8 protein-coding genes and 2 pseudogenes are annotated in these 12,781 nt (G+C 66.1%); 8 read left to right on the top strand and 2 right to left on the bottom strand.

All coding sequences use genetic code 11. The features are described from left to right. Positions 1 to 49 precede the first annotated feature (49 nt). The 5 genes and pseudogenes from J4N02_RS08125 (at position 50) to mobF (J4N02_RS08110) (ending at position 4,519) form a co-directional block, all read left to right on the top strand. A complete protein-coding gene (locus J4N02_RS08125; protein WP_188334331.1) occupies positions 50 to 490 on the top strand; it encodes a TetR/AcrR family transcriptional regulator in 441 nt (146 codons plus the stop codon). A 267-nt stretch (positions 491 to 757) separates the two neighbouring features. Next, positions 758 to 1,267: pseudogene (locus tag J4N02_RS08120) on the top strand (IS6-like element IS6100 family transposase); the annotation flags it as partial. Next, positions 1,254 to 1,340, top strand: a pseudogene (locus J4N02_RS17185) (hypothetical protein); the annotation flags it as partial. The pseudogenes J4N02_RS08120 and J4N02_RS17185, both read left to right, overlap by 14 nt. Before the next feature lie 102 nt (positions 1,341 to 1,442). Further along, on the top strand, positions 1,443 to 1,973 hold the full coding sequence (locus tag J4N02_RS08115) for a MerR family transcriptional regulator (protein ID WP_223202634.1): 531 nt from the start codon (positions 1,443 to 1,445) through the stop codon (positions 1,971 to 1,973). 137 nt (positions 1,974 to 2,110) lie between these two features. Next, positions 2,111 to 4,519 (top strand): MobF family relaxase, encoded by a 2,409-nt coding sequence (mobF, locus tag J4N02_RS08110; RefSeq protein WP_208091182.1) that lies wholly within the window; start codon positions 2,111 to 2,113, stop codon positions 4,517 to 4,519. A 132-nt stretch (positions 4,520 to 4,651) separates the two neighbouring features. Here mobF (J4N02_RS08110) and J4N02_RS08105 read toward each other — a convergent pair whose 3' ends face one another. After that, entirely contained in the window at positions 4,652 to 6,031 is a 1,380-nt protein-coding gene (locus J4N02_RS08105; RefSeq protein WP_188334850.1) for an IS1380 family transposase, read from the bottom strand. A gap of 155 nt (positions 6,032 to 6,186) precedes the next feature. Here J4N02_RS08105 and J4N02_RS08100 point away from each other — a divergent pair, with 155 nt between their 5' ends. Next, entirely contained in the window at positions 6,187 to 7,200 is a 1,014-nt protein-coding gene (locus J4N02_RS08100; RefSeq protein WP_188334818.1) for a hypothetical protein, read from the top strand. A 268-nt stretch (positions 7,201 to 7,468) separates the two neighbouring features. Continuing rightward, positions 7,469 to 8,278: a 23S ribosomal RNA methyltransferase Erm gene (gene erm / locus J4N02_RS08095; RefSeq protein ID WP_182048909.1), complete on the top strand. Its 810-nt coding sequence runs from the start codon at positions 7,469 to 7,471 to the stop codon at positions 8,276 to 8,278. Between the two features lie 111 nt (positions 8,279 to 8,389). Here erm and mobF (J4N02_RS08090) read toward each other — a convergent pair whose 3' ends face one another. Continuing rightward, a complete protein-coding gene (gene mobF / locus J4N02_RS08090) occupies positions 8,390 to 10,939 on the bottom strand; it encodes a MobF family relaxase (RefSeq protein ID WP_182815971.1) in 2,550 nt (849 codons plus the stop codon). 113 nt (positions 10,940 to 11,052) lie between these two features. Between mobF (J4N02_RS08090) and J4N02_RS08085 the strand changes: the two genes are divergently transcribed. Continuing rightward, positions 11,053 to 12,687: an IS1634 family transposase gene (locus J4N02_RS08085; RefSeq protein WP_208091181.1), complete on the top strand. Its 1,635-nt coding sequence runs from the start codon at positions 11,053 to 11,055 to the stop codon at positions 12,685 to 12,687. The last annotated feature ends 94 nt before the right edge of the window (positions 12,688 to 12,781 follow it).

Below are 12,781 nucleotides of genomic sequence, written 5' to 3'. Positions count from 1 at the left end.
TGCCGTGCCCACGCTTGCGCGAGGTACACCGTATATATACACTGTACACATGCTGACCCGGGAGGCGATCGTGGAGTCGGCCCTGCACGTCGTCGAGCAAGGTGGGCTGGAGGCTCTGTCCATGCGTGGCGTGGCCCGGCGGCTCGGCGTCACGCCGATGGCGCTCTACAACCACGTGCACGACAAGGCCGACCTGGTGGACGCCGTGGCCGTGGCGACGGCCGAGGGCCTGCAGGAGTCCGGGGCCGTCGATGCGGAGGCGTCCGCGCGGGCACTCAACGAGGTGTTGGCGGCCTCGCCGTGGCTGGTGCCGGTGCTGGCGCAGTCCCGTGTCGGGCTCGCGGATGTGCACGGCGACGACTGGCTCACCCTGCAGGCGTTCGTGCTGGGACTCGGCGCGCTGCGTGGTTCAGGGAGACTGGACGAGGAGGGCGCGGACCGCTTGTTCGAGCGGGGCCTCGCGGCGCTCCTGGCCGATCCGCCCGCCTGAGTGTGGTTGTCCGATAATGCACATTATGACATTACCTAGTCTGCGTATTGCATCAGATGAATCACCACGGTCCCCCGGGCGACATGGTGCTGCGAGACGTCTGGCGAGGGCTCTGACCTGCGCAGATGCCTCTCCGTACACGATGTCGAGCAGCGGTAAGGCGCCCGGGGCTGTGCGTGGACGCGTTTGAGCCGGTTACGCAGACAGGCTCTGTTGCAAAAATCGTGAAGCTTGAGCATGCTTGGCGGAGATTGGACGGACGGAACGATGACGGATTTCAAGTGGCGCCATTTCCAGGGTGATGTGATCCTGTGGGCGGTGCGCTGGTATTGTCGCTATCCGATCAGCTATCGCGACCTTGAGGAAATGCTGGCGGAACGCGGCATTTCGGTCGACCATACGACGATCTATCGCTGGGTCCAGTGCTACGCCCCGGAGATGGAGAAGCGGCTGCGCTGGTTCTGGCGGCGTGGCTTTGATCCGAGCTGGCGCCTGGATGAAACCTACGTCAAGGTGCGGGGCAAGTGGACCTACCTGTACCGGGCAGTCGACAAGCGGGGCGACACGATCGATTTCTACCTGTCGCCGACCCGCAGCGCCAAGGCAGCGAAGCGGTTCCTGGGCAAGGCCCTGCGAGGCCTGAAGCACTGGGAAAAGCCTGCCACGCTCAATACCGACAAAGCGCCGAGCTATGGTGCAGCGATCACCGAATTGAAGCGCGAAGGAAAGCTGGACCGGGAGACGGCCCACCGGCAGGTGAAGTATCTCAATAACGTGCGGAGTCTCCACCCAACAGATTCGCAACCTCGAAGCCGCCGGAGTCCTCCCGCCTGCCGATCGCACAGGTTCGGGTTACCGGGTCTATCGCGGTGCGCACCTCAGCGCTCTACTCTGCTATCAGGCACTCGCACGCGGCCACGGCGCTGGATCAGCCCGTTCCATCATGGAAGCGTTGAGCACAGGACAGATCGACCAAGCATTGGCCCTCCTTGATGCCAGCCACCACGAACTTCACCAGCAACGCCAGGCCCTTACCGAAACGAGCCAGGCCCTCACCCGTGTTGCCGCTGCGGTAGAGCATCACGCCGGCCCGGACGCGCCGTTGTCCATCGGAGAACTCGCGGACTATCTCGGGATACGCACGTCAGCGCTCCGCGTATGGGAACACGCTGGTCTGCTCGCCCCAGCTCGGCAGACCAGCCGCCGCCACCGGGTCTATGACAGCGAGGACGTCAGAGACGCCCGAATCATCCATCTCCTCCGGCAAGGACGCTATCGCTTCGACCGCATCAGACCCATCATCACCGAACTCCGAGGAAGCAAGAGTGCCGATGCTCTACAGGCCGCGCTCACCGAACGACGAACCAGCCTGACACACCGAGCCAGAGCCATGCTCGACGGCGCAGCCCTCCTCCAACAACACATCACCGAGTTCATCGCCTCCGACGCACCCGCCCCGAGCGAACCAGTAACCGGCTCCTAACCCCAGCACCCCACCGACCGCTCGGCACCGGCCACCCTCTGCCTCTGAAACAACGGATGCACGTATGCCACCGCGGGTGGGGCGTGCGCACCTCCTTCATGAGACGACTCATGAGGGAGGCCAGGATGAAGGGCGGGGTGATCCTGTTCCGCGGCACAGGTGCTGCCGCGCGCCGCTATGTCGAGGCCGACCGCTCCCGCGCCGACGAGTATTACCTGGGCGCGGACAACGCCTTGTCGGAGTACACGGTGCTCGATGCTAGCGGCGAGGTCACCGCCGCAATGTCACTGTCGGCGGTCGAGTACGAGGGGTGGGTGGACTGGCACGATCCCGTCACGGGTGAGTCGATGGGCACGCCACGTAATCCGGGTGAGGGGTCGAAGGGTTCGCCGTTGTTCGCGGAGATGACGATTAACGCACCCAAGAGCCTGTCGGTCGCCGCCGCCCTCCACCCCGAAGTATCTAGCGCCCTCGACCAAGCGCAGCAGGATGCACTTGGAGAGATTCGCCGCTGGCTCGGCCAACACTCCGTCATCAGGGTCGGGCCGCGTGACGCGCGGGAAGTGCTGCCTATCGAGCAGATGCAGGTCGTCGGCATCCGCCACAAGACCTCGCGGGCTGGTGATCCGCACCGGCATATTCACATGCAGATCGGCACTCGGGTGTTTGCGGCTGGGAAGTGGCGGGCACTGGATACGGCGGCGTTGTTCAAGCAGCAAGGCGCGATCCGCGCCCTCGGAACCGCGGTCATCGCCGCGCACCCACACCTCGCGCAAACCCTCGCAGAGCATGGCCTGACCCTCGATCCCGTCTCCGGCGAGGTAGTTGAGTTGCAGCCATTCAATGGGGTGATGTCGAAGCGGTCTGCGCAGATCAGACGCAACCTCGTCCGGCTCGAAGCCGAATGGGAAACAGAGCACCCCGGCGAAGCTCTCGGCCCGATCATGACCGCGAAGTTGCAGGGCATCGCCTGGACACACAAGCGGCCAGGGAAGAAGCCGACTGATTTGAAGAACGAGCAGTGGTGGGTGCAGGAACTCCGCGACGCCGGATACGACCCCGCTGCACCTCGACGCAGCACCGTGCAGCGCCCGGTGCAGTTGGATGAACTTGCGGTGCAGGAGGTTGCATCACGGGCACTGGATCGCTGCGCCGCCGCATCATCAGCATGGACGAAACACAGCATGCAGGAGCACGTCACCCGCATCACCACCGAACACGGAGTGCAAGCAACACCTGCCGAGCTGCGCGAGTTCATCAAGATAGCGACCGACCTTGCGGTCTCGGATTGCTTCTCCGTCCTGCCACCGGGTGCGGCGACGCCGGAACATGTCGCGCACCTGACCAGCCTCACCGTGATCGCCGCCGAAACCGCGCTCCGCGACCGCTTCGCCGCCACCACCCCAGAGCAAGAATCGAAGCACCCGGACATGACCGACGCCGCACAAGTAGCGGGGCTGAACAAAGGGCAGGCGGTCGCTGCTGCTGCGGTTGCATCATCTGACCCGTTGGTGATCGTGGAGGGTGCTGCGGGCAGCGGGAAGACGACGATGCTGCGCACCGCCATCGACGTCGCCGCCCAGCACAGCAGGGCGTCACGGGTGGTTGCACCGACGCTGCGCGCGGCGCAGGTCGCGCACGAAGAACTCGGCATCCCCGCAACGAGCGTTGCGGCGCTCGTACATGCGCACGGATGGCGATGGAACTCCGATGGCGTATGGACACGCCTACACCCTGGCGACGCTGACCCCGACACCGGGCGCACCTTCACCGGCCCGCCCGACGATGCTGTGCTGTCGCGGGGTGAACGGGTAATCGTGGACGAGGCCGGGATGCTCGACCAAGACACCGCCCACGCCCTCCTCACCATCACCACCGAAGCCGGAGCGACCGTCGCGCTTGTCGGCGACCGTGCCCAACTCCCCGCTGTCGGTCGGGGCGGGGTACTCGACATGGCCGCACAGATCAGGGGCCGTACATACGACATGACCGAGCTGCACCGGTTCGCCGACGCCGAGTACGCGACACTCACGCTGACGATGCGCGACCGGGAGAACCCCGGCGAGGTGTTCGACCGGCTCACTGCCATGGGCCTCGTGATACTGCACGCGGACGAGGAACAAGCCCAGCAGCACATCACAGAGCAAGCTACTGAGGGTGAGGCGATCACGGTCGCCTCGAACGACAAGGCAGCGGCGTTGAACGAGCGCATCCGCATGGGGCGGGTCGAGCGAGGCGAGGTTGATGACACGATCACGGCGACCGGCAGCGACGAGCTGCCTATCGGTCGGGGTGATCTGATCCAGACGAGGAGGAACGACCCCGCGCTTGGCGTGGCGAACCGGCAGCAATGGATCGTGCAGCACGTCGCTGGTAATGGCACCGTGTACGCCCGCGAGACCGGCAGCGGGCGCAGGAACCCCCGCACCGTCGCCCTCCCGCCTGAGTACGTGAGTGAACACGCGCACCTGTCCTACGCAGCAACCGCGTACGGCGTCCAGGGCGCAACCGTCAACGCCTCCCACACGATGCTGACTGAGCCCTGATCCACCGATTGTGATTCTTGGGGATGGTTCGCGTCGTTGTTGACGGCATTTCGGGTGTGGGCGTGGTGGTCCTGCCGGTCTGTCCGGCTTCTCCACTGGGGGTCCTTGGTTGCGCCTGCTGGGGCTGGGTGGTCAGGGAGTGACCGGCTGGGGTGGGCTGGTCGCGCGGGCGTGGAGCGCTCTCCAGGCGTGGGCCCAGGGCCAGTGTGTGGGTAGGTGCAGGACGAGTCGTCGACCGGTGGCGGCGATCCGTGCCGGGACCTGGATGATCTGACGGCGCAGGGTGGCCCATCGGGCCTTGGCCAGGCCGGCGGCGACCGCGGCGGCTCGGGCGATGTTGAACCCGATCACCGCCAGGCTCACCCAGGCGGCGTTGGCGGCGTACTTCCCCGACGGCAGGTGGGCCAGGGGGCCGTCCTTGAGTTCGGCGATGACCTGTTCCACGATCGCATGGTCGCGGTGGAGCTGATCGGCCTCGACCGTAGTGAAAGAGGAATTGGTGATGAACGCGTGGTGCCGGTAGGCGGCGAACAGTTCCCCCTGCTCACTGCCATCGGAGGCGAGCGGCTGGATCCGTTTGACCCGGCGCACGACCAGCCGGCAGGGCACGTGCTGGTGCTGGCGTCGGCCGGTGAACGCCACGAACTCGACTTCGGCAACCTCCGCATCCGAGATCCAGCGTTGTTCGGCTTCCTCCCAGACGGCGTGGGGGTACTTGATGGTCTGCCAGGCGTCCTCGGCCAGGCCGGCGATTGCTCGGGTGACGGTCTTGGTCATCCGGGCGGTGACCGAGAACCACGCGTTCGCTCGCAGCGCGGCCCCCACGAACGCCCACCCGTAGTACGCCGAGTCCGCCCGGCACAGGATCCGACCCCGCACGCCAGCAGCACGGGCGGTGGTGACGGCTTGGGCCACCATCCTGCCGGCGCCCCGCGCGGAGCCGGTGTTGCCCTTGCGGAGCCGGGCGCGGGCGATCACCGGGCCTGCCAACGGGGTCGACAGGGCAGCAATTTGGATGTTCAATCCCCGCACCCTCGTGTACCCGTAGCCGGCGCCCTGCTTGCGGTACCCGTGGACCTCCCGGATGGTGTCGTCGACATCGAGGAACGCCAGCCCCTGTTCGATGTCGGCGCCTGCCAGGACGCCGGGCACCCTGCCGGCAAGGCCGGCTAGCAGACCTGCGCCGACGGCGTCGAGCTGCTGCACGTGGCCGTGCGTGAACGAGCGCAGGAACGTGCCCAACGTCGACGGCGCCCGCACCCCGGTGAACACCCGTTCCATGCCCCCGTGCCGCAACACGTCGAGGTCATCGATACTGTCCGCGCCGGCGAGCATCCCGCCCACCACGCTGGCCGCCTTCACGGTCGCGTTCGCCGACGGCACGCTCAACCGTTCCTCCAGCAGGTCATACAGGCCAGCAGACTCAGCCAACCGCAACGCCGGCACCAGACCGGCAGCAGACACCAGGTTCGGGTCATCGAACACGGGACGGATCGTATGAGAGGCTTTCACTTACGAGGTGACCCTTCGACGCGGTGGACGGCGACTTCAGCAATCACCATCCTCCCTGCTCAGAACGGTCACCTCGCCCCATGCCACGCCCACACCCGCCACGACACCGGTGGATCAGGGCTGAGGCGACGAGCGCGGCAGGCGTCTACGTTGGCATGACCCGAGGCCGCGAGCACAACTGGCTGCACGTTGTTGCCGAGGATATGGCGGAGGCTCGGGCGCAGTTCGTTGCAGCGACGGAGCGCGATCCCGCAGACCGGGGCCTCGACCACGCCACCGCACAAGCCGCCGAAGCCGTGCGTGGCATCGTCAAGGACGGCCCGATCCAGCGCGTCACCGAAGAACTCGCCAGACTCGACAGGGAAGCCGAACGTGCTGAGCGGCATGCGGATCGATGGGAGCAGGCCGCCAACCGGCTCGATGCCCAACGCGCTGCGCACCGGGCCGAGAGCGACGAGAGCACCGCCGCGCTTCGCCAGGCCGAGGAAGAGGCCGCGCGGGTGCGTGCCAAGGTCGCCGCGCCCCTCACCAAGCAAGCCGAACAAGACGGAGCGACGTACCTTGCCAGAGTAGAAGCAGAGAGGACAGCGAGCACACGCCTCGCCACTGTCGGGCGATTCGGGCGGCGTAAGGCCCGCGACGAGCACCGCGCCGCCAGCGAACAAGCAGCAACCATCCGAGTACACCTTCGCGATGAGTGGGACGCCGAACCGCCACGAACCCGCAGCGCACTACCCGAATGGGCTACACAGGTCGCGGAGCGGCGAGCAGAAGCCGATCCCCGCGTGAGCGAAGCCAACCAAGCTGTCGAAACCGCGCGCACCGAACGAACCACAACGGTTGACCGTCACCGCAACGAACGGCTGGCGCTCTTGGCAAGCGAGTACGGGGCTGAGAATGCCCGCGCTCACCAGTACGGGATGCGCGCCCTCAACCCTCGACGCAATGCCCGCGATGCTCGCACCCGCGCAGACTTCCTTCGCGTCGAGAGTGCAGAACTCCGCAGCCTCCCGACGAACGTCGCCGCCAAGCTCATCGAGACGAAGCGCGCCGAGCAGGAGCGTGGTCGGCAGCAGGCAACGGAACGGGCCAGGCAACTGCATAGTCCGTTTGCGAACGATCCCCAACGCTATGACCCGCGCCGCGAGGGACCAGCGCGCGGCCTGTGATCAGTCACGCAGTTCCTGTGGTCCACATGACCTATCCTGGCGTCGGGTATGATGCTTGGCATGGGTAACTTGATTTGCGTGTTCGCTGCGACGCACACGCTTGCTGTCCGCGACCGCCGCGCCTAACGGCGCGCCTCGCTGAACGCTTCGCGCGTCGTCCATCCGAGAGACCATTCGCGTCTCGGAACGGCGATCTTGCGCACCCATTTTTTCTCTGTGCTCTGCCCTGTTTCCGAGGCGCTCCATCCTTCTTTCTTGGAGCGCGAACATGCCTCGTTCATCCCACGGCGGCCGACACGAACTCGGCCAGAACTTCCTCACCCACACACCCACTATCAGCAAGATCACAGCCCTCGTTACGGCGACGAAGGGGCCGATCCTTGAACTCGGCGCTGGAGCCGGTGCACTCACGAGGCCTCTCGCGCAACTCGGCAGGCCAGTGACTGCGATCGACATCGACGAGCATCGGATCGCAAGCCTCCAAAGCGCACTGCCAGGCGTGACGATCAATCACGCCGACGCGCTCACCGTTCCTCTCGACCATCCCGTGATCGTAGGGAACATCCCTTTCCACCTCACCACTCCGATTCTGCGACGGCTTCTCCGGGGCGGCACCTGGACCGAGGCCGTGCTCCTCACTCAATGGGAGGTCGCACGCAAGCGCTGCGGGATCGGTGGCTCCACCATGCTGACTGCGCAGACTGCGCCCTGGTTTACCTTCGACCTCCACGGCCGGGTTCCCTCCTGGGGTTTTCGCCCACGCCCCAGCGTTGATGGGGGCATCATCCAGATCAGTAGACGCAACCATCCTCTCGTTCCCGGTTCACAGCGCAGCCGGTACGAACAGTTCGTACGCGCGGTGTTCACCGGTCGAGGCGGAACCCTCGAGCGCATCATCGCGAACGCGGGCCGCCTCGATCCTGGACAAGCCAAGCAACTCTTGAGGCAGAGTGGCATCGACACACGCGCGTTGCCGCGAGACCTGACACCAGAGCAGTGGGCCGGAGTCTGGAACGCGATGCCTGAGCAGCCACCACTCAAAACCCACCAAACACGACCACGGTCTAACGATTCATGATCTCGCTGCCCGCGATGATCAGTCGGTCGCGCGAGTGAACTCTCACCGACCGGTAAACTACAACCGCGCACACGCGCACGATCACAGGTGAGTGCGTTTAGGGCACCTCGGCTAGCCGAGGTCGACGTGCTCGGCGACGTAGCTCACGGGCAGCGTGATCGTGGTGCGCCGCTTCGATCCTGCCCGCCGCACGGTGAGGGATCCGTCGTCGTTCGCATGGGCGACGTGCCAGCGGTCGCCGTTTTTCACCCAGCTTCGCCCGAGCGAGAGGCGCCGATTGTTCTCGCGGGTGATGATGAGATCTCCGCGGGAAACTTCGTTGCCGTCATGGAGTTTGACGCCGTCCACAGCGACGTCGCCCTGGAGGATTCGGTCGGTGCGGGCGCGGGTGTTGAGCGCAGAGACCGTGTCGAGGGTTTCCGCGATCAGCACCGTGCTCTTTCCCGCTGCGAGGTCTGTGCGCCAGGCTTGGTAGGCGGCTTCGAGAATCTCGTCATATCCGCCCGGCGTGACGCGCTGGTGCGCAATGTAGGTATCGATGACGTCGGTGTCGCCGATCCGCAACTGCAGGGACGCCTGCTTCTCCCAGTCGTTTCGGAAGCGACGCACATCGACCAGTTCCGGGGCGTCGCCGCGGTCACGCACGAGCATCCCGAACGCGCCGCCCGCGTCCACCGCTGCGAGTTGCGCCCAATCGCCCACGAGCAGCACTTTCGCGCCGACCTGCTGGGCGTGACTGGTGATGGCATCGAGCGCGAACGTGCCACCCAAGGAGGCTTCGTCGATGATGACGAGCTGTCCGCGCGTGAGGTTCCATTTCCCGAGGCGATGCTCATGCAGCCACTTCGCCGTGTTCTCCGTCCCGATCTCCAGATCCCCGGCGAGGACGTCGGCGGCAGCGGCCGAGGGCGCGAGCCCGGTCACCGAGCCTGGCCCGTAGCGTCGCTCCCAGGCTCGGCGCAGGGCACGCATCGTTGTGGTCTTCCCAGTCCCTGCGGGGCCGACGAGTACGTCGAGGACGCGGCCGGAGACGCCGATCTTCGCGATCGCCTGCTCCTGGTCCACCGACAGGGTGTGCCCGTCGCGGTTCTTCGTTCTGGCAGCGTCCTCGATCCATGCCAGCGGTACGGTCGGCGCCGACCGATCATTCGACGCGCCAAGGAGTCGGTCTTCTGCCGCGAGCACCTGCTCGGAGGAGAACACCGTTCCGGCTTTGGGTCGGAACACGCTCGACCCGTCCGCGCGACGAAACAGCGAGGGGCTCTTCGCGAGCTCGGGCGGAGTGAGGCGCAGCGAGACCCGTTCTGCGGCATCGACGATCTGCTGGGTGATGACGTCCCGGTCGTTCGCGGACGCGAAGCGGAGAGCCATCGTCTGTCGCACGGCCTCCGCGTGGAGGTTCCACCGTTTCCACGTCGCTCGCCGGTCACCGACCTGCTGCACCACGACCTCGGCGACCTCCTCGAGATCCTCCAACGGGATATCGTCTGCCCGCAGCAACGGTTCGTGCTCACTACCGGCGAGCAGTGCCGACGCCCAGGTTGGCGCGTCCTCACCCAGCAACGCGGTCGCGCGTTCTCGCCACTGGGAGGTGAGATCGCTGAGAGAGTGCTGCTGCTTCGGGGGCCGAGTCTCGAGCGTGGCCTGCTGCCGGAACTGCCACACCAGCTTCGGGGACGGCTGCCTCCCGTGCTTCGAGACGTAGTCGTCGACCAGCCGGTCTTTGACCTGCTCGATATCGCGAGTACGGGAAGAGAACTCGTCCATCAGCTCCTGCGGCACGCCAACGATCTCCCACGCCGTGGAGCGCCCCGCACCGCGCTCACGGGCTTCCCACCCGACGCCGAGGATCTGAGTGAGATGGTCCGAGAGGACCGCGTTGTAATGCTCCGATAGGCCGGTGACGGCGGCGTGGATAGCGCGAGAATCGAGCGTGCGCCACTTCCCGTCATGAGCTGCTTGCACGCGGTTGGCGACGACAATGTGCGTGTGGAGTTGTGGATCCGCGGCCCGAGAATCGTAATGATCGTAGGCAGTCGCAATCACACCCCGCACGTCGACTTGCGCGACGGCGCCACGCGCCCCTTTCGCGCCGACCCTGGTCATCGCGACGTCGCGCTCGAGTAGGGCGATCATGTCTCGGATCGCTGCGTGGTGAGCTTGGGCAATGAGTGCTTGCGTGCCGCCGTCGGCAACTGCCCAGAGGGTCGAGACGGACTTCGGGACCGAGAACGTGAGATCGAACCCTGCGACCGGCGCATTCGTTGGCTTCTGTGCTTCCTCCGCCTCGATCAGCGCTTGCTGCGCGGTACGCTCACCTGCGGTAAGGGACTTCGGGAGCTGATCGAGGCGGCGCTGCGTCCGCTCGCCCGCGGTGGCAAACTTTCGGTACGGACGCCCCAGTTGCTCGCCGCTGTTCGGATCCTGCCCGTGCCCCATGAGGCGCCGTAACTGCTCCTCGCTCACCGAGGCACCGACGGCGATCTCTCCGGCGAGTCCTGGGAGGCCGGCCCCGAGCCAGATGCCGGGAGGCGTTCCTGCTTCAAGGTAGTACCTTGTCAGCGCTGACGACGCATCGCGATCCCCGTCGCCAGCGACAACTGCGTTCAGCAGGTACCGGTACCCGTCCCCAGCGGTCATGACCCTGATCGAGATCGTCACACCTGAGTTGGGTCACCGTTCGGCGATTCTTGCATAGGTAGGGGCCGTGACTTGCGGTGATGCCGTGGCTTGGTGCTTCGTTTAGGCACTAAGCGGGACTCTAGGATCTAGGCATGGCGTGGATTCGGCGGGTGCGGACGGCCTCGGGGGCGACCGCGGTGCAGATCGCTGAGTCGGTGGGTGGTCGACGTCGCATCGTGCGGCACGTGGGGTCGGCGCACGATGAGGCCGAGCTTGGGCTGCTGATGGCCCAGGCCAGCAAGCTGCTCCAGGACGATGCCCAGGGGCAGTTGGATCTGGGGCTGTCGCTGCCAGTTCCTTGGGCCGCGATGGTGCCGGCCCCGGCCGAGACGCTGTTCGGGGAGCAGGTCAAGGGCCCGGTGCGGCGCCCGGTGGTGGCCGCGCCTCGTGTGCTGCGAACGTCCTCGGCGTTGCTGTATGAGGCGTTGGCCGGGGTGTACACCGACCTGGGTTTCGACGTCCTGGACGATGAGGTGTTCCGCGACCTGGTCATCGCGCGGGTGGTGGAGCCGACCAGCCTGCTGGACGTGGACCGGGTGCTGGCAGACCTGGGTCGGACCGCGGCCAGCCTGTCGACGCGCAAGCGCACGTTGGGCCGATGCCAGGACGGGGCCTACCGCGACCAGGTCGCCAAACTGTGCTTCGAGCAGGCCCGGGCCAGCGGGGATGTGTCGTTGTGCCTGTACGACGTGACCACGCTGCACTTCGAAGCCGCTGAGGAAGATGCCCTGCGCAAGGTCGGCTACTCCAAGGAACGCCGGGTCGACCCGCAGATCATCGTCGGTCTGCTGGTCGACCGGCACGGTTTCCCGTTGGAGATCGGGTGCTGGGAGGGCAACAAGGCCGAGACGCACACGATCGTGCCGATCATCGAGGCCTTCGCCGCCCGGCACGAGATCGAGGACTTGGTCGTGGTCGCTGACGCCGGGATGCTGTCGGCTGCCAATTTGAAGGCCCTGGATCAGGCCGGGCACACCTTCATCGTCGGGTCCAAGACCACCAAGGCCCCGATCGACCTGGCCTCCCACTTCCGCTGGCACGGGGATGTGTTCACCGACGGCCAGGTCATCGACACCCTGACCCCCAAGGTCGGCAAGAACACCGACAACGACACCGCCAAGCGTCGCGAGCCGGTCTGGGACCCCGAGCAGCACCGCAACTCGTGGCGGGCGGTGTGGTCCTACTCGGCCAAGCGGTTCGCCCGGGACAACAAGACCCTCACCGCCCAGGAGAACCGGGCCCGGGCAGCGATCGAGGGGGACAAACCAGCCCGGACGCCCAGGTTCGTCAAGACACAGACCGACGGACTGGTCCTGGACGAAGCCGCGCTGGCCCGAGCCCGGCGGTTGGCAGGACTCAAAGGCCTGGTCACCAACATCCCGGCCACGGTGCTGCCCGCTGCCGAGGTGATCAGCTCCTATGCCGACCTGTGGCACGTGGAGCACTCCTTCAGGATGTCCAAGAGTGACCTGAGGGCCCGCCCACTCTTCGCCAGACGACGCGACTCCATCGAGGCGCACCTGACCATCGTGTTCACCGCCCTAGCCATCGGCCGCACCGTCCAGGACCGGACCGGCCTGTCGCTACGTCGAGTCCTGCGCCAACTCCGTCCGCTGCGTTCAGCAACGATCCAGGCCAACGGCGCTATCCAGACCCTGCCACCAGCCCTCGGCGACGACGAGCAGGCCGTCCTTGAAGACCTCAAACAAGCCAGCTCAAGGCACTAAGCCGCTTGACCCAACTCAGGTCACACTGGGCAGGTGCGCCGCAGATCTTGGGATCTACCCTCGGAAGGCGGAGAGCGCGATGTTTGCGTCAATG

This window comes from Propioniciclava sp. MC1595, assembly GCF_017569205.1.
Lineage (GTDB): Bacteria > Actinomycetota > Actinomycetes > Propionibacteriales > Propionibacteriaceae > Propioniciclava.
The sequence above is the reverse complement of the archived record's forward strand: the minus strand, read 5'-3'. Positions and strand labels throughout refer to the sequence as shown.

What these genes read in the sequence shown, in the direction of transcription:
- J4N02_RS08125 (WP_188334331.1), top strand. Translation starts at nt 50, where the DNA reads ATGCTGACCCGGGAGGCGATCGTGGAGTCGGCCCTGCACGTCGTCGAG.
- J4N02_RS08100 (WP_188334818.1), top strand. Translation starts at nt 6,187, where the DNA reads ATGACCCGAGGCCGCGAGCACAACTGGCTGCACGTTGTTGCCGAGGAT.
- erm (WP_182048909.1), top strand. Translation starts at nt 7,469, where the DNA reads ATGCCTCGTTCATCCCACGGCGGCCGACACGAACTCGGCCAGAACTTC.
- J4N02_RS08085 (WP_208091181.1), top strand. Translation starts at nt 11,053, where the DNA reads ATGGCGTGGATTCGGCGGGTGCGGACGGCCTCGGGGGCGACCGCGGTG.